12 protein-coding genes and 1 pseudogene are annotated in these 17,639 nt (G+C 39.2%); 8 read left to right on the top strand and 5 right to left on the bottom strand.

The features are described from left to right. The first annotated feature begins 201 nt into the window (after positions 1-201). The 5 genes from GQR44_RS16020 (at position 202) to GQR44_RS16000 (ending at position 8,609) form a co-directional block, all read left to right on the top strand. Positions 202-1,095, top strand: coding sequence for a transporter substrate-binding domain-containing protein (locus GQR44_RS16020; RefSeq protein ID WP_166372711.1), 894 nt, complete (start codon positions 202-204; stop codon positions 1,093-1,095). 654 nt (positions 1,096-1,749) lie between these two features. Next, positions 1,750-2,715 carry a TAXI family TRAP transporter solute-binding subunit gene (locus GQR44_RS16015; RefSeq protein WP_166372710.1) on the top strand — a complete coding sequence of 322 codons (966 nt, stop codon included), beginning with the start codon at positions 1,750-1,752 and terminating at the stop codon, positions 2,713-2,715. A 205-nt stretch (positions 2,716-2,920) separates the two neighbouring features. Next, complete coding sequence (locus tag GQR44_RS16010) at positions 2,921-5,761, top strand: TRAP transporter permease (RefSeq protein ID WP_166372709.1); 2,841 nt, start codon at positions 2,921-2,923, stop codon at positions 5,759-5,761. A gap of 668 nt (positions 5,762-6,429) precedes the next feature. Beyond that, on the top strand, positions 6,430-7,761 hold the full coding sequence (locus tag GQR44_RS16005; RefSeq protein ID WP_166372708.1) for an aspartate aminotransferase family protein: 1,332 nt from the start codon (positions 6,430-6,432) through the stop codon (positions 7,759-7,761). A 2-nt stretch (positions 7,762-7,763) separates the two neighbouring features. Next, positions 7,764-8,609: a 3-keto-5-aminohexanoate cleavage protein gene (locus tag GQR44_RS16000; RefSeq protein WP_205963101.1), complete on the top strand. Its 846-nt coding sequence runs from the start codon at positions 7,764-7,766 to the stop codon at positions 8,607-8,609. Positions 8,610-8,804: 195 nt separating this feature from the next. Here the strand turns inward: GQR44_RS16000 and GQR44_RS15995 are convergent, their stop codons facing one another. From GQR44_RS15995 to GQR44_RS15985, 3 genes are all read right to left on the bottom strand, one after another. Further along, complete coding sequence (locus GQR44_RS15995; RefSeq protein ID WP_166372706.1) at positions 8,805-9,707, bottom strand: LysR substrate-binding domain-containing protein; 903 nt, start codon at positions 9,705-9,707, stop codon at positions 8,805-8,807. A 121-nt stretch (positions 9,708-9,828) separates the two neighbouring features. Continuing rightward, on the bottom strand, positions 9,829-10,266 hold the full coding sequence (locus tag GQR44_RS15990; RefSeq protein WP_028869018.1) for a universal stress protein: 438 nt from the start codon (positions 10,264-10,266) through the stop codon (positions 9,829-9,831). A gap of 153 nt (positions 10,267-10,419) precedes the next feature. After that, a complete protein-coding gene (locus GQR44_RS15985; protein ID WP_166372705.1) occupies positions 10,420-11,940 on the bottom strand; it encodes a YifB family Mg chelatase-like AAA ATPase in 1,521 nt (506 codons plus the stop codon). A 357-nt stretch (positions 11,941-12,297) separates the two neighbouring features. On the opposite strand from GQR44_RS15985, the gene ilvG reads away from it, so the two are divergent. The 3 genes from ilvG (at position 12,298) to ilvD (ending at position 16,139) form a co-directional block, all read left to right on the top strand. After that, the gene (gene ilvG, locus GQR44_RS15980; protein WP_166372704.1) at positions 12,298-13,944 is read left to right on the top strand and encodes an acetolactate synthase 2 catalytic subunit; all 1,647 of its coding nucleotides are present in this window, start codon (positions 12,298-12,300) and stop codon (positions 13,942-13,944) included. Further along, positions 13,941-14,198 (top strand): acetolactate synthase 2 small subunit, encoded by a 258-nt coding sequence (ilvM, locus tag GQR44_RS15975; RefSeq protein WP_166372703.1) that lies wholly within the window; start codon positions 13,941-13,943, stop codon positions 14,196-14,198. The genes ilvG and ilvM overlap by 4 nt, the downstream gene beginning before the upstream one ends. A 102-nt stretch (positions 14,199-14,300) precedes the next feature. Next, on the top strand, positions 14,301-16,139 hold the full coding sequence (gene ilvD / locus GQR44_RS15970) for a dihydroxy-acid dehydratase (protein ID WP_166372702.1): 1,839 nt from the start codon (positions 14,301-14,303) through the stop codon (positions 16,137-16,139). 102 nt (positions 16,140-16,241) lie between these two features. On the opposite strand, the pseudogene GQR44_RS15965 reads toward ilvD, so the two are convergent. Together GQR44_RS15965 and GQR44_RS15960 are read right to left on the bottom strand one after the other, a co-directional pair. Continuing rightward, positions 16,242-17,084: pseudogene (locus GQR44_RS15965) on the bottom strand (IS3 family transposase); the annotation flags it as partial. After that, complete coding sequence (locus tag GQR44_RS15960; RefSeq protein WP_166370789.1) at positions 17,084-17,590, bottom strand: helix-turn-helix domain-containing protein; 507 nt, start codon at positions 17,588-17,590, stop codon at positions 17,084-17,086. The pseudogene GQR44_RS15965 and the gene GQR44_RS15960, both read right to left, overlap by 1 nt. Between the last annotated feature and the right edge of the window lie 49 nt (positions 17,591-17,639).

Below are 17,639 nucleotides of genomic sequence, written 5' to 3'. Positions count from 1 at the left end.
CTTGGCGTTTTATGATTGAGATTGTCTTATACAACACCATAAAAAACATAATATTCATCATCAAAATAACAAATAAAAGAAACCCAATCAAAACCTTAGCATTTATTTAACAAACCATTAAATATATAAAGCTCAACTATAAAAATTCCCCTACACTGCTTCTTCCTTGAGCACCTCAACTAGAATTTTAATGATATTTTTATGCACAACCTAAAACATTTTATGCTGTCTATATTGATGTTGTTATTGGGGATTTTTCCTTCATTTGTTAGTGCCCAAGATCAACGACATCAACTCCCTCCTGAAAAAATTATTGTTTGGCGTCATACCATCGATAATCCTTCTGCGATCATCATGGACACATTAACAAGAGCACTTGATATTACCCGTGATGAATATGGCGACTATGAAATTATTCCCTCCATGCAAATGGAACAAGGGCGAGCCGTTAAAAGATTATCCAAGGAATATAAAGGCAAACTAGATATAGCCTATTTCCCTACGACTAAAGAGCGAGAGAAACACGCAATTCCTATTCGCATTCCTCTACTTGGCGGGTTAATGGGATATCGATTATGTTTGATTAAAGAAAATAACCAATATAAGTTTTCTAATATTAATGACATACAAGACTTTATTGACCAAGGTTTAACCATAGGACAACACCAAGACTGGCCAGACAGTACAATATTAAGAAACAATGGGTTAAAAGTAAGTACTACACACAAATATTCTTTATTGTTTGAGCAATTAAATAAACAACGTTTTGATTGTTTCTTACGTGGCGTCAATGAGATCAATGACGAATATATTCAGCATTCGGATGCACGCTTTGCAATTGAAAATAGCTTATTAATACACTATCCCTATTTGACCTTTTTCTTCGTCAATGAACAACGTCCCGAATTGGCTGAAAGGCTGACAATAGGGTTAACACGCTTACAAGAAAATGGCACGTTAACCAGACTGTTAGATCATTACTACAAGGATCGCCTCGACAAGCTACATTTATACAGCCGTAAAATTATCTACCTCAATAATAGCTTGTTATCTGAGCAATCATTACAATCAATGACAGTCATACCTTGGTTATAACCACTCCTACATAAGTAATAGTGATAATCCCTACAACATTAGTAATAGTAAAAACACTACAAGAGAGTAATAACAATAAAATTGGATTGTACTTAACGGCTGAATTTAAGATCCTATATATTGACTAATTTATCCGCTTGCAGTGCACCATAAAAGTGCGCCATATCAAGTTAATGCACCTAATTTCTTCATTATCTATAAAAAATAACTATCATATAGTGGAATTCTTTCTATCTAACTGTTTTAAAATATATTTATGTTAATGGCGCAAATTATGCTTAATTTTTATTTATGATCTTTAAGCAACCTGGGCTACTATAGCGACTTTTCCAACCTATTGATTAATTGAGTAAATTACAAACAATTATAAATAAGAAGCTAACAGCGATATAAACTACTTAATAGCGTAAATATTAAGCGGTTTATGCTTCAACTTATTTATTAGTTAATAGAAAGAGTATTTTGGGAATCAAGTGAACGGTGTTAATTTTATAGTAGAAATTCAGTCTTTAATGGTATTGCTTCTAATTAAAAATAGATGTTTTCTAAGTAGATCGCACATTAAAGTATTAGTTTCGTTTTACTGATAAATTTACTGTATACATAACAAGCTTAAACAAAGTATTAAAATAAATTAAACAAAGGAACTTATATATGTTTATTAAAAAAATAGCGCTTACAGCAATCGCTGGCGCAACTCTAATGGCCACATCAGCAATCGCTGAAACTAAACATGTTGTAATTGGCACCGGCGGCCAAACAGGCGTTTATTATCAAGTAGGTGGAGCAATTTGTCGCTTAGTAAATAAAGGATCTGCTGAGCATGAAATCAACTGTACACATAAAACAGGTGGTTCTGTAACAAATATCAATGGTCTTCGTTCTGGTGACTTAGATATGGGTGTTGCACAATCAGATTGGCAATATCATGGTTACAATGGTACAGCGCCAGAGCAATTCCCTAACGGTGCTTTTAAAGAATTACGTGCAGTATTCTCAGTACATCCAGAACCGTTCACGGTTGTTGCTCGAGCAGACTCAGGTATCAAAACATTTTCAGACCTAAAAGGTAAAAAAGTAAATGTTGGTAATCCAGGTTCTGGCCAACGTGGCACAATGGAAGTATTAATGGGTAAAATGGGTTGGACAATGGACGATTTTGCTGTTGCTTCAGAGCTTAAATCATCAGAACAAGCTGCAGCTTTATGTGATAGTAAAGTTGATGCAATTATCTTTACAGCGGGTCATCCAAACGGTTCAATCAAAGAAGCAACTACTTCTTGTGATGCAATCTTAATCCCTGTTGATAATGCAGAAGCACAAAAACTAGCTGCTGATAACCCATACTATGCAATGACATCTATTCCAGGTGGCATGTATAAAGGAACTGATACAGATACAACAACATTTGGTGTTGCTGCAACATTTGTAAGTTCAACAAAAACAGACTCTGAAACCATTTACCAAATGGTAAAAGCTGTATTTGAAAACTTTAAACGCTTTAAGAAAATGCACCCTGCTTTTGCTCACTTAAAAGAGAGTGACATGATCAGCAAAAACTTATCAGCACCTTTACATGATGGCGCTGTTCGTTACTACAAAGAACGTGGTTGGATGTAATCCGTTAAGTTAATAAAGTAACCTCAAAGCAGAAGTTTGTTACTTCTGCTTTGTTCGTTTTAAAAGCGAATATACCCAAGCCATTTTCATTTAATCAAAAAGCTTAATCAAACAATAAAATGAATGTTGTTTGGGTATAAATAAAGACAATAACAACAAACAATACCATCAAACATTACACTGTATTTTAGATAGGACATTCACTATGAATCAACACAGTCCCAGTGACACACAAATGAGTGATGAAGATTTACAAGATCTTGTTGCTTCTAACGATACAGGCGGACGAAATCCGACTAACAATAACGTATTAAAGCTAATGGCTGGCGTTGCACTCGTCTGGTCACTATTTCAAATTTGGATAGCATCACCACTTCCCTTTACTATTGGATGGGGTGTTTTCTCAAGTAGTGAGGCACGTTCTATTCATTTAGGCTTTGCTTTATTTCTTGGTTTCTTAGCTTACCCAGCCTTTAAAAACTCCCCTCGTGACCATATTCCAATGGCTGACTGGTTGTTGGCAGGTTTAGGTTGTTTATGTGCGCTTTATCCATTTTTAGCAGACTCTTCGTTAGCGGAGAGTCTATTCGGTATGCGTTTAAGTAACCGTCCTAGTGCACCGAAACCTTTCGATATTGCCGTTGCGATAGTCGGAATGTTGATATTACTAGAAGCAACAAGGCGTGCCCTCGGTCCACCACTGATGGTGGTTGCGATGGTCTTCCTTTGTTATACCTTTTTAGGTCCTTACGCACCTGAACTTATTGCTTGGAAAGGGTCTACTTTTGGCGGAATAATGGATCATCAGTGGTTATTCTCTGAAGGTGTTTTTGGTATTGCTTTAGGTGTATCCACCGACCTTGTATTCCTATTTGTATTATTCGGCGCTTTATTAGATCGTGCTGGTGCAGGTAACTACTTCATTAAAGTTGCTTTTTCATTAATGGGACACCTTCGTGGTGGACCAGCAAAAGCTGCAGTTGTAGCATCTGGTATGACCGGACTGATATCAGGCTCATCAATTGCGAACGTGGTAACAACAGGTACCTTTACAATTCCAATGATGAAGCGAGTAGGTTTCTCTTCAGAAAAAGCCGGAGCGATTGAAGTCGCCTCCTCTGTAAACGGTCAAATAATGCCACCAGTAATGGGTGCGGCTGCCTTCTTGATGGTGGAATATGTCAATATTCCGTATTTTGATGTGGTTAAACATGCCTTTTTACCAGCAATTATTTCTTATATTGCTTTAGTTTATATCGTTCATTTAGAAGCGATGAAATTAAACATGCTAGGTTTGACTCGAGAAGATAGCGGTAAGTCAGTTAAAGATGTGTTGGTATCTTGGGCAATGACACTACTGCCAATTATTGCATTAGCCGGTGGAGCTTATTACTTATCTGAGCTTTATCACTTACTCGCAACTCCTCAAACTCGTCTTGCGGCAGTGATTGCAGTGATCGCAATACAGTATGGTGTTTTAAAAACTGTCAAAGCAAAAGTCAGCGAAGAAAAAATTGCCAAAACGATTTCAACCGGGGCGATTGTATTAGGTAATATAGTGATTGGTGCTTTTGCACTGTTCTTTTTAATTAATACATTAAAAGAGAATGTTGACTCAGAAATGATGGTTTGGGTTGTCTCTGTTTTAGTACTTGTTGCCTACCTTATACTTGCAAAAATTAGTTCCGCTTATCCTGACCTAATAATGGATGATCCGAACTCACCGGTATTAACATTGCCTGAAACAGGCCCAACTGTGAAATCAGGATTACACTTTTTATTGCCAGTTGTTGTGTTGATCTGGTGTTTAATGATCGAGCGTAAATCGCCAGGGCTTTCTGCATATTATGCAACAGCCTTAATGATATTTATTCTTCTAACGCAACGTTTCCTGTTTGCCTTCTATCGTAAAGCGGACACAAGCAATAAATTTAAACTTGGTTTTAATGAGTTAACTGATGGTTTAATCATGGGCGCGCGAAACATGATTGGTATCGCGATTGCGACAGCAGCAGCGGGTATTATCGTTGGAGCAGTATCGCAAACTGGTGTTGGTTTGAAATTAGCAGCGCTAGTAGAGTACCTCTCTATGGGCCATATTATGCTAATGTTGCTTTGGACAGCCGTGCTGAGTTTAATCTTAGGCATGGGCTTACCAACCACAGCAAACTACATTGTTGTATCGTCATTACTTGCTCCTGTTATTGTTAGCCTTGGGCAACAAAATGGACTCATTGTTCCGTTAATTGCGGTACATATGTTTGTATTTTACTTTGGTATTATGGCCGACGTAACTCCCCCCGTAGGGCTCGCATCCTTTGCCGCTGCTGCGGTGTCAGGGGGGGATCCAATGAAGACCGGCTTTATTGCCTTCTTCTATTCACTGCGTACTGCGTTGTTACCTTTCCTGTTTATTTTTAATACTGATTTATTGTTAATCGATATTAACTTTACACAGGGCATATTTATATTTATTACCGCCACCATGGCGATGTTGATATTTACTGCGGGTACACAAGGTTACTTCATGGCGAAGTCTAAATTATGGGAATCTTTTGCGCTAATTATCATTGCGTTCACATTATTCCGCCCAGGCTTCTGGATGGATTATGTTGTGCCTCCATACGAAGAGCGTGCAGGTAGTGAATTAGTATCTGCGATGGCAGAAGTCGCCCCAGGCACAGAGCTTCGTATTTTAGTTGACGGCCAAAATGACGTCGGAGATCCAGTGACATTAACGATGTTAATGATCGTAGGTGAAGGCGAAACAGGCGAAGATCGTATTGAGGATTATGGATTAGAGTTACTCGCTCAAGATGATGGTTCAATAATGGTTGATGGTGTTGGATTTGATAGTACTGCTGAAAAAGCTGGCTTCGATTTTGACCAAATTATTGTTGATGTAGGTATTCCGGCTGAACGTCCAAGTAAAGAGTGGTTCTATATTCCTGCACTGCTTTTATTATGGTTTATTGTTGTTATACAACGTAGACGTCGAGATCTAGAAGCGGATAAAGCACCTGAAAAAAAGAGTATTAATGTATAAGTAATAGTTCATTTTTATGACCTGTTTTCTGACTACTTGCACTTGAATCTAAGCCTTGATTAGCATGCTAATCAAGGCTTTTTTGTTTTAGTTGAGTCAACTTGACTACATTAGGTTGTACTCATAAAATTAGTTCACTCTCGTTTCACGTACTCTGCTTGGGAATGCATATTTTTGTACTGATGAGCTCGCTTGAAGTTTTAACTCGTCTTCGCTCGTAGTGGCGTTTTCTCATTATTAGCCGTGATTTCCCCCTGTCGGTGGCACGCCTTTCTCTTATCAGAAAAGAAAGGAGGAAAAGAGACTGACACCGAATCGTTTTCTGATCCAAGCTGAGGTTTTACATCAACATTGAGTTATTGATTTATTGTGGTTGAATGCAATATGTATTATTACAGTTTAATCTCGTCTCAGATGCTCTGGTTGGAAGCCTATAGTTTTTGAACTATCGTGATAGTCGAGTCAATTTAAGCATCGCTAACAGTTATTTTCCCAGATAGCAGCTTCTCCTGCTTACTATTCCAATTGCTCATACCCCTCCACTTTAATTACTTTGTCTGTTCAGTAAAAATAGAACAAAATCGGGATTACTTTCTTCTATAACCAAGCGACTTGCGGGTACTTACTTGTTCAAGTAATTGGGTATATACAACAAGGGTTATCCGCTAATGACACATGTATTTCATCGCCACTGCCATGCCAAACTTCCTTCTATTGCTTCGGGCGAAGGGGTTTATTTATTTGATACTGAAGGTAAGCAATATTTAGATGGTTGCGGAGGTGCTGCTGTATCTAATTTAGGACATAACCACACCGCTGTTAAAGATGCGATTAAACAACAGCTCGATGCTATACCATTTGCGCATACAGGATTTTTTACTAACCAAGTTAGCGAAGATCTGGCTACGTTATTAACTGACTTAGCACCCGATCCTCTTAATCATGTTTATTTTGTTAGCGGTGGTTCAGAAGCTGTAGAGTCGGCATTAAAAATGGCTCGACAGTATTTTGTTGAAATAGGAAAGCCACAAAAAACACAGTTCATTGCAAGACGACAAAGTTATCATGGTAATACATTAGGAGCACTAGCTGTTGGTGGTAATGAATGGCGCAAGGAACCTTTTAGACCCTTACTTTCCTCTGTTCATCATATCTCGCCTTGTTACGCCTATCGTGACCAAGGTGACAATGAGACAGAGTTAGATTATTCAATGCGCGTCGCCAATGAGCTAGAAACAAAGATACTTGAAGTTGGTGCAGACAATGTGATGGCATTTGTGGCTGAGCCAGTAGTCGGAGCAACCACGGGAGCGGTGCCTGCAACGGAAGGCTACTTTAAACGTATACGTGAAATTTGTGACCAATATGATGTACTTTTAATTCTTGATGAAGTGATGTGTGGTATTGGCCGCACCGGGACCTTTTATGCATTTGAACAAGATAAAATAATTCCTGACTTAGTAACTATCGCCAAAGGACTAGGTGCAGGTTACCAACCTATCGGTGCAGTGGTTGCTAGCAGTAAAATTTATGATGCTATCGCTAATGGCAGTGGATTTTTTCAACATGGCCATACCTTTATGGCTCACCCGATGGCATGTGCATCGGCCTTAGCAACCATCAACACGATTCTAAATGAACATTTATTAGATAAAGTGACCGAACAAGGTGAAAAGCTAAAAAATAAACTTGAAGTAGCACTTCAGCCTTTGCCTTATGTCGGTGATATAAGAGGACGAGGACTCTTTTTAGGCGTTGAATTAGTAGCAGATAAATTAACAAAAACGCCGCTAGCAAGGAGTACTGAAGCGAATAAAAAAGTAAAAAATATTGCAATGCAACATGGCTTAATGTGTTATCCAATGGCAGGGACTATAGACGGAAAACAAGGTCATCATATTTTAATTGCTCCCCCTTTTATCATTAATGATGAACAGTTGGATGAATTAGTCACTAAACTAACCTCAGCTTTAATTGAAGCAGCTAAGGCATGGGGATAAATATGCAATATATTGATAATAAAGCAGCGATTATTGTTGCTCCTAATGGCGCAAGAAAAACAAAACAAGATCATCCTGCTTTGCCAATAACAACCGCAGAGATCGTTGCTGACGTGATTGCATGTCGAGATGCAGGCGCAGCCATGGTGCACTTACACGCAAGGGATAAAAATGGCCTACATTCTTTGGCTATTGACGATAACCTATTAACTCAAGAAGCAGTCAAAACCGCGGTTGGTGACAGTGTTATAGTGCAACTAACCACTGAAGCTATTGGCCAATACACACCGCAACAGCAAATGCAGCTAATTAAAGAAACAACACCTGAAGCTGCTTCGTTTGGGCTCAATGAACTTATTCCTGATGACTCTTATTTACCTGAGGCAGAAAAATTTTTCAACTGGGTTGCTGATAGCGGCATGATTGCACAATATATTTTGTATTCGGCAGAAGATTTAACACGTTATTTTAGTTTAATTAAACAGGGAATCTTGCCTAATAAAAACCATCATTTATTATTTGTTTTAGGCCGATACCATAAAGATTTATTATCTTCACCTAGGGACTTATTGCCATTTTTAAAGCAACCTGATTTTAAGCAATTAATGGAAAGTGGTGATAAACGTTGGGCTGCTTGTGCCTTTGGGCCTAGTGAGCAAAAGTGCTTAACAAGTGCCATGCTAATGGGTGGGGATATTCGAGTAGGGTTTGAAAATAACCTACATAATAGCCATGGCGCAAAAGCACATAGCAATGCACAACAAGTAACGGATATTAAAGCATTAACAAGTTTACTGAATATAGACCTTCATGACGCACACAGCTTTCGTAAAGCTTTATTGAGTTAAGCTAGCTTAGGTTGAGTTAGGTTAAACTGAGTTGAATTAAGCTAAATCAACTTAACTCTTAAAAACGCCAAAATCACAACCTTCAAGTCGAAAAAGAAAGTGTTGATGCTGATATTGATGTTCAGCACTTTCTTTTTTATTTAACTTTTTAATGCAATCTTTTTCATTGGTTTTTCTTCACCTAGCCTAGCTGCTTTAATTACAATCTTTGCCCAAACAATGGTTTAACCACCGACTGAATTCATAAATTTTTCTGGAAGAGAGCCTATAGCTAGGTATAAAGACGTAATAACCATAACTGGTTTGCATCGATAAATTAAGAGGATTAACTAAATCGCCACTTTGTAACGATCCTTCGACCATAAAATCGGGTAAGAGAGCAAGGCCTAAACCATCTTTTGCCGCTTCTAAAGACATATAAAAATGCTCAAACCCAGTGGCACTATATAGACTGTTATAAACTAACCCTTTGTATTTTTTAAATTGCTCCCAGAGGTGAGGACGAGTGATATGCGGGATCAAGGTTTGCTTTTTAATATCTTCAATACAAGTTATCGGATTATTCATCATTAACTTGGCAGAAGCGACTAATACAAGGCGCTCACGTCGTAACAAAGTCGCATTTTCATAATGTTGTGAGATAGGCAGGCAACGAATAGAAAGGTCGCTATCGCCGTTAGTTTGATTGATTAGACCATCACCGGTTTTAATGCTGACTTGGATTTTGTTGTTTAAATGATGGAACGCTTCAATACGAGGAACTAACCATAAGCTTGCAAATGAAGGCGTTACATTTAATGTCAGTACTTCTTGCGCATGATCTTTTGTGCTCAAACTCGTGGTTGCATATTGAATTATTTCGAGCGCTTCAATGATTTTAGGAAGATAACTCTCACCCGCCGAAGATAATTTAATACCATTAAGGTGTCGACTGAATAGAGGTTGTTGTAATTGTTGCTCTAAAACCGATATTTGTTTGCTTACAGCACCTTGAGTAACAAACAACTCTTTTGCAGCTTTTGAAAAACTCAAGTTATTAGCTACGGCAACAAAGGTTCGTAAAGCTTTTATTGAGGGTAAGTTAGCTTCATTAAGCATCACGTTTCACCATACGAACAATTAATGTTAGGCAGAGGAATTAATAAAGAAGAAATAGCATTAAAATTCAGCCGCTCACCTATCTGATTAAAGATAAACGACCTCATTAATGCAATAGAAATTAACCTTGTGGTTTTACAACTAACACATGCACAGGTGAGTTTTGTACCACTTTACTCGCAACAGAACCTAACATAACCTTATCTACTTTTGAACGTTTATGGCTAGGCATAATGATCAGATCTACTTTTAATTTTTCTGCATATTTGATGATCGTTTTATATGCTTTACCTTCTGCAACATAGGTTGTGTAATCAATTTTTTCTTTCATTTGTGATTCAGCAAATTTAGCCAACTGTGTTTTTATATCGGCTTTCATTTTTTGTGCTGCATCTTTAGGAAAGTAAGTCGCAACCATCGACATATGCACGCCAGGTAAAACGGTTAAAAGATGTATATGGGCATCGGTATTTTTACCATACCAAATAGCGAGTTGCACAGCTTTATCTGAAAAGCCTTTTTCATTTAAATCGATAGGAACAAGGATATTTTTATACATAATTTTTACTCTTATTTTGGAGTAGCAGAATCTAAATTTTACGTAACAAGTATATGAACAATACTGTCATATAGAAAGGGAAAGTTAGATTCTAAAGTGTTTAATTTGAACTAGCTTTTACTGTTAAAATTGAAAAATATAAATTTCGCTTAATTATTCGTGTGCCACGCTTTTTAATAGGCGATCCATCGCTCTATATGTTAACGCTTCGCATAAGTGGGCTTTTGAAATATCAGTTTGACCTTGAAGATCGGCAATGCTTCTTGCCACTTTTAACAGGCTATGCCAAGCACGAATCGACAACCCCATTTTTTCAATTGCTTGTTCCAAAAACAAGGCATCTTGCTGACTTAATATACAAAACTTATTGATTTCCTGGCTAGACAAATAGTGGTTTAACTTGCCCTGACGTTGTAGCTGAATTTTTCTTGCTTTTAACACCCTTTCTTTTACATCACAGCTCTTTTCAGTTAAGTTTTTCGCACCTTGTTGAGATTCAGCCAACATACCTTTAGGTAATAAGGGCACCATTAGCGACAGAGAGAATCGATCTAAAAAAGGGCCAGACAAACGATTCAGGTAACGTAATATTTGGTCTGGCGTACTGCGTCTTAAATTTCCAGATATATGCCCGCAGGGGCTTGGATTCATGGCTGCAATTAATTGAAAATGCGCTGGAAAGGTTACTTGGTTAGCCGCTCTTGAAATAGTTACGTCATGTGTTTCCATGGGCTGGCGCAAACTATCTAACACTTGCCTCGGGAACTCAGGTAGTTCATCGAGGAATAATACACCATGGTGTGATAAGGAAATTTCTCCCGGCTTAGGCTTCCCCCCGCCTCCAACTAACGCAACAGAAGATGCGCTATGATGTGGAGCGCGATACGGAGGCAAAAACCAATCGTCACGTCGTTTGCCACAGACAGAATAAACCGCAGCGGTTTGTAAAGCTTGCTCCTCTTCTAAATTAGGTAAAAGTGTCATAAAACGCTCAGCAAGCATACTTTTCCCGGTTCCAGGTGGGCCGATTAATAATAAATTATGAGATCCCGCCGCCGCGACTTCCAACACTCTTTTGGCTTGTTCTTGGCCTAGTACGTCTGAAAAATCAACCTCGCTCTCTTTACTCACTGGCGCTGCGCTTTGTTGTGCCGCCTGTAACGTTGTTTGTTGTTGTAAAAAAGCACACACATCTAATAGGTGAGGAGCAACAAAACCTTGTGCTCCCGTTAAGGCACATTCATGCTGATTATCGGCACAAACTATAACTTGTCGCTGTTGTTTTTTTGCGGCTAGGGCACAAGGAATAATGCCATCAACACTGCGTAACTCACCGGACAAGGATAATTCACCATAACATTCATAGTTCAAAATATCGGGACATTGAATTTGCTCAGAAGCGATTAAAATACCTAACGCGATCGCCAAGTCGAAACGCCCTCCTTCTTTAGGTAAATTAGCGGGCGCTAAATTAACAGTAATTCTTTTACTGGGAAACTTATAATGGCTATTGAGAATGGCGCTTCGTACTCTATCCTTTGCTTCTTTTACCGAGGTTTCAGGTAAACCAACCAGCGAAAAACCAGGCAAACCAGTACCTAGATGAACTTCCACCTCAACTTCCGGTGCATCTACGCCTGAAATAGCTCGGCAAACTAACCTTGCTAACGCCATGTTGTTCTCCTTTTTAAACAATAGTTATCACCTAAACCTGCTTACTATTAAAACTTGGTTATCATTAAAGCTTTGTTAGCATTAAAACTGAGTGAGCCATCAAACTAGTCATTAGTTAAAACTCGTCATCCATCAAAATCGATGATCCACTAAAACTCGTCGCCTATTAATTTACAGTATCGAATAGGTTGCGCTACAAAACGCGAACAAGTGATTGTTCTATCAATAATTTGCTTAAAAATGTGACAAATGTTGTTTGATAAGCGCTTTTTTGCTATAAAGAGCACCCTTTTTTAAATTCAAATTGGCAGTTTTTGAATGCCCTTTGATTACCTTCATTAAATTCAGGAAGAGCGCATGAATGGTGCAAACTTTGTTGTACACGCTTTAAAAGAACAAAACGTAACACAGGTATTTGGCTACCCTGGCGGTGCTATTATGCCGCTCTACGATGCGCTATATGACGGAGGTGTTGAACACTTACTTTGTCGCCATGAGCAAGGTGCTGCGATGGCTGCAATCGGGTATGCTAGAGCCACGGGTAAAGTAGGCGTATGTATCGCTACGTCAGGCCCGGGTGCAACCAATCTGATCACAGGTTTAGCAGATGCATTATTAGATTCAATTCCTATTATCGCGATCACCGGACAAGTACCAACCAATTTAATTGGTACCGATGCCTTCCAAGAAATTGATGTATTTGGTTTATCATTAGCCTGTACCAAACATAGTTTTATGGTTCAAAGCGCAGACCAGCTAGGGCCTATCATTGAACAAGCCTTTGAAATCGCTACCACTGGCCGCCCAGGCCCAGTACTGATTGATTTACCTAAAGATATTCAAATCGGTCCCAGTGTTGCGCATACTCTTGCGAAATTAGTTCATAGTAATAATTATTTAGACAACCGACTGATTGCACAAGCGAAACTGATGATTGAGTCCTCAAATAAACCACTACTGTATGTTGGTGGCGGTGTCGGTATGGCCAATGCAGTAGGTGAATTGCGAGACTTTATTGAACAAACCAGAATACCCAGCGTTTGTACCTTGAAAGCAATCGGTTGCATTCCTCATCACTCCCCCTACTTTATGGGAATGGTCGGTATGCACGGTAGTAAAGCATCTAATTTAGCGATTCAAGAATGTGATTTACTAATTGCTATTGGAGCCCGTTTCGATGATCGAGTGACAGGAAAATTGGATGAGTTTGCACCTAATGCAAAGGTGATCCATTTAGATGTTGATGCCGCTGAAATAGATAAATTACGCCAAGTAACGCTTTCAATGACTGACGACTTGAAACAGGTTTTGCCCGCGATCACTATTAAACCTAATATTACTCCCTGGAAAAAACATATTGCGACAATGAAAGCAAAGCATGTGAGTCGATATGATCATCCAGGTGAGCCTATTTTTGCACCTGCATTATTGCGTCAGCTTGCTCAGTCGATTCCCGGTGATACGGTAATTTGTAGCGATGTAGGGCAACATCAAATGTGGGTTGCACAGCATATGTTTGTAGATCGCCCAGAAAACCACATCACCAGTTCAGGTTTAGGGACTATGGGATTTGGTATCCCAGCCGCTGTTGGCGCTCAAGTTGCTCGCCCTAATGATATGGTTATTGCGATTTCCGGTGATGGTTCATTTATGATGAACGTACAAGAATTAGGTACCATTAAACGTAAAAAATTACCGATTAAAATCCTATTGATTGATAACCAACGTTTAGGCATGGTGAGACAATGGCAAGAGCTATTTTTTAACGGTCGTTATAGCGAAACAATTTTAACAGATAATCCTGATTTTGTGACCTTAGCGAGTGCTTTTGATATCCCAGGTGAAACCATTGAAACTAAGTCGCAAATAAGCCAAGCATTACAACGCTTATTGACAAGTGAAGGGCCTTATTTGTTACATGTTTCAATCTCAGAAGCAGAGAATGTTTGGCCGCTAGTGCCACCTGGTGCACCTAATGACAAAATGATGGAGAGTATCGAATGAAGTCTTTATTAATTATTGAAGCTAAAAATAGCCCAGAGTTTTTAGAGCGGTTATTGCGCGTTTGTCGTCATCGGGGATTTACTACCACCAACATCAATGCTGAGACGGGTAATTCGCAACAAACCTTACACATTACTATTACCGTGGTCAGTGAGCGAAACATTAGCTTATTGACTAAGCAAATTGAAAAAATTATAGGGGTCAAGCAAGTGGCAACCCTACGACAAGAAAAAAATATCAAAGCAACAGCGTAAATTGCAGATTGTGCCGTAACAGGATATCTGTTTTACTGCTATTAACACTTATTTATATCAGCGCCAAGTAGTTTGGCCAGCAAGCAGTTTAAGGAAATTAACATGCCAGTTTATCGTTCAAAAACATCAACACACGGTCGTAACATGGCAGGTGCTCGTGCATTATGGCGCGCAACTGGTGTAAAAGATGATGACTTCGGAAAACCGATCATTGCTATCGCAAACTCATTTACACAGTTTGTACCGGGACACGTTCACTTAAAAGATATGGGCCAATTGGTTGCTCGTGAAATTGAAAAAGCCGGTGGTATCGCCAAAGAATTTAATACCATTGCTATTGATGATGGTATCGCAATGGGTCACTCAGGTATGTTATACAGCCTGCCTTCACGTGATTTGATCGCTGATTCAATTGAATATATGGTCAACGCTCACTGTGCAGATGCGATTGTTTGTATCTCTAACTGTGACAAAATAACTCCGGGAATGTTAATGGCGGCATTACGCTTAAACATTCCGGTTATTTTTGTATCTGGCGGCCCAATGGAAGCAGGTAAAACTAAGCTTTCTGATCAAATCATCAAACTAGACCTTGTTGATGCAATGGTAATGGGACCTGATAAAAACGTCTCTGATGAAGATTTAGAAAAAGTAGAGCGTAGTGCTTGTCCTACTTGTGGTTCTTGTTCTGGTATGTTTACCGCGAACTCAATGAACTGTTTAACTGAAGCGTTAGGTTTATCACTACCGGGTAATGGCTCAATGCTAGCAACACACGCTGACCGTGAAAACTTATTCCTTGAAGCTGGTCGTCGTATTGTTGATATTGCGAAACGTCACTACCAAGAAGATGACTACTCTGTATTACCACGTTCTATCGCTGGCCGCCCTGCTTTTGAAAATGCAATGGCTCTAGATATTGCGATGGGTGGTTCAACTAATACTATTCTGCATTTATTAGCCTGTGCACAAGAAGCGGAATTAGACTTTACCGTTGCTGATATGGATAAGATGTCTCGTCGTATTCCACAGCTTTGTAAAGTTGCACCTTCTACACCTGAATACCATATGGAAGATGTGCATCGCGCTGGTGGTGTAATGGCAATTTTAGGGGAGTTAGATAGAGCAGGTTTATTAAACAGCGACATTCCTACTATTCTAAGCCCGACCATGAAAGAGCAGCTTGCTCATTACGATATCATGCAAACTAAAGACCAAGCGATTATCGACTTCTATCGTGCAGGCCCTGCTGGTATCCGCACCGTAAAAGCATTTAGCCAATCTTGTCGTTGGGATACCGTAGATAACGACCGTAAAAATGGTTGTATCCGCTCACTTGAGAATGCCTTCAGTACCGAAGGTGGTTTAGCAGTATTATTCGGTAATATGGCAGTTGATGGCGCGGTAGTTAAAACTGCGGGTGTTGATGACGATAACCTAACCTTTACTGGTCCAGCTAAAATATACGAAAGCCAAGATGATGCGGTTGAAGCAATTCTAGGTGGCAAAGTTGTTTCAGGTGATGTGGTTGTAATTCGTTACGAAGGTCCACAAGGTGGCCCGGGCATGCAAGAAATGCTTTACCCAACGTCTTACCTTAAATCAATGGGACTAGGCAAGCAGTGTGCATTGATTACCGATGGTCGGTTCTCTGGTGGTACTTCTGGCCTGTCAATTGGTCACGTTTCACCAGAAGCTGCTGCGGGTGGTGTGATTGGTTTAATTGAAAACGGTGACATCATCGATATCAACATTCCAACACGTGCGATGGACTTAAAAGTTTCTGAAGAAGTATTAGCAGAGCGTCGTGCGAAACAAGATGTTATTGGCTGGAAAGCAGTGGATCGTATCCGCCCTATTTCTGCAGCATTAAAAGTGTATGCGATGATGGCGACATCAGCAGATAAAGGTGCTGTACGCGATTTATCTAAACTTAAATAGCCTTTAACAGCCTTAAATCTAGGTATTGAATAATACTAAAATAACTATTTAAATAAAATAGATAAAGAAAATGAACTGACCCCCAATAGTTGGACATTTTAGTTAGGCGGCTTGTAAGGCCTGGATTCGATACTCTATCGGAGTCAGGCCTTTTAATTTGACCTTTATCCTTTTTTTATTGTAATACTCGATATATTCGTCGAGCTTTTCTATCAGTTCATCGGCATCTTTGAAGTTTTGCCTATGATACATTTCTGTTTTTAATAATCCAAAAAAGTTTTCAGCTACTGCATTATCTAAGCAATTCCCTTTTCTGGACATACTTTGTGTAAGCCCACAATCTGCAAGCTGTTTTTGGTATGCTTTGTGCCGATACTGCCAGCCTTGATCGCTATGTACGATGGGTTTTGAGTTCTTGCTCAAATTATCGAGAGCATCTTTCAACATATCTGTGACTAATGGTAAACGAGCATTTTTAGCGATCTTATAAGCGATTACTTCTTGGGTAAATAGGTCAACAACTGGTGACAAATAGACTCTCTGATCTTTAACCTTAAATTCAGTTACATCGGTTACCCATTTTTCATCTGGTCTTGTTGCTTTAAAGTCTCGCTTAAGAACATTAGGTGCTGTTTTCCCTACACCTCCCTTATAAGAGCTGTATTTTTTGGGTCTTACTGTCGATTTTAAGTTTAATTGCGACATCAGTCTTTGTACCGTCTTATGGTTTAGCATAACTCCTTGCCTTCTAAGCGCTAGGTGAATACGACGATAGCCATAACGGCCTTTATGCTCATGGTAAATCGTCTTAATAAGATCTAATTCAAGACTATAAGCATCCATTTTTTTGCCTGCGTTAACTTGATAATAAAACACACTCTTTGCCAAGTGAGTGGCTTGAAGGAGGTGCTTCAAAGCATGCTTATCTTTGAGAGCTAAAACAACTAACGCTTTTTCTTTATTTGACGGCGTTTTGTCTGTTCCAGCTCTTCCAACTTTTTTAAAACAGCATTCTCTGCTCGTAGATAAGCAAGCTCTTCTTTTAGTTCTTCAAGTGTCATTTCATTATTTGGCTTTGCAGGAGTATTTGGTTGTGGTTTCATAGGAGGTCTCCCGAGTGAGGAACATTCAAGTCCTCTAAGCCCAGCCTCATTATATGTTTTTAGCCATACAGAAAGAGAGCCGGGTGAAGACAAATTTAATACAGCACTAGTGTGAGTGAGCGACCAGTCATTTGTCCACATTAATTTTAATGCTTGAAGTTTTGTTTTTGCATTACAACCATGAGAAGTAGGTAAGAATGCGTTTGTCCCATGAATTGCGAAAACCGAAGTCCAATATCGAATCTGTCGAGAGGATATTGTAAATTCATTTGCTAGTTTCCTAGATGACTTACCACCTAGGCATTCTTTTGCGATGATGAGTTTTAACTCACGACTATATTTGGACATAAAAAAAGACCCTCAGTAATTGGTTGTCCAACTATTTGGGGTCAGTTCA

Source organism: Psychromonas sp. SA13A, assembly GCF_011378715.1.
Lineage (GTDB): Bacteria > Pseudomonadota > Gammaproteobacteria > Enterobacterales > Psychromonadaceae > Psychromonas.
Note: the sequence above shows the minus strand (reverse complement) of the source record. Positions and strands in the feature narration are given on the sequence as shown.

Excerpts from the sequence above, each read along its gene's own strand:
- ilvG (WP_166372704.1), top strand. The coding sequence starts at position 12,298 with ATGAATGGTGCAAACTTTGTTGTACACGCTTTAAAAGAACAAAACGTA.
- GQR44_RS16000 (WP_205963101.1), top strand. The coding sequence starts at position 7,764 with ATGCAATATATTGATAATAAAGCAGCGATTATTGTTGCTCCTAATGGC.
- GQR44_RS16010 (WP_166372709.1), top strand. The coding sequence starts at position 2,921 with ATGAATCAACACAGTCCCAGTGACACACAAATGAGTGATGAAGATTTA.
- GQR44_RS16005 (WP_166372708.1), top strand. The coding sequence starts at position 6,430 with ATGACACATGTATTTCATCGCCACTGCCATGCCAAACTTCCTTCTATT.
- GQR44_RS15985 (WP_166372705.1), bottom strand. The coding sequence starts at position 11,940 with ATGGCGTTAGCAAGGTTAGTTTGCCGAGCTATTTCAGGCGTAGATGCA.
- ilvD (WP_166372702.1), top strand. The coding sequence starts at position 14,301 with ATGCCAGTTTATCGTTCAAAAACATCAACACACGGTCGTAACATGGCA.
- GQR44_RS16020 (WP_166372711.1), top strand. The coding sequence starts at position 202 with ATGCACAACCTAAAACATTTTATGCTGTCTATATTGATGTTGTTATTG.
- GQR44_RS16015 (WP_166372710.1), top strand. The coding sequence starts at position 1,750 with ATGTTTATTAAAAAAATAGCGCTTACAGCAATCGCTGGCGCAACTCTA.
- GQR44_RS15990 (WP_028869018.1), bottom strand. The coding sequence starts at position 10,266 with ATGTATAAAAATATCCTTGTTCCTATCGATTTAAATGAAAAAGGCTTT.
- GQR44_RS15995 (WP_166372706.1), bottom strand. The coding sequence starts at position 9,707 with ATGCTTAATGAAGCTAACTTACCCTCAATAAAAGCTTTACGAACCTTT.
- GQR44_RS15960 (WP_166370789.1), bottom strand. The coding sequence starts at position 17,590 with ATGTCCAAATATAGTCGTGAGTTAAAACTCATCATCGCAAAAGAATGC.
- ilvM (WP_166372703.1), top strand. The coding sequence starts at position 13,941 with ATGAAGTCTTTATTAATTATTGAAGCTAAAAATAGCCCAGAGTTTTTA.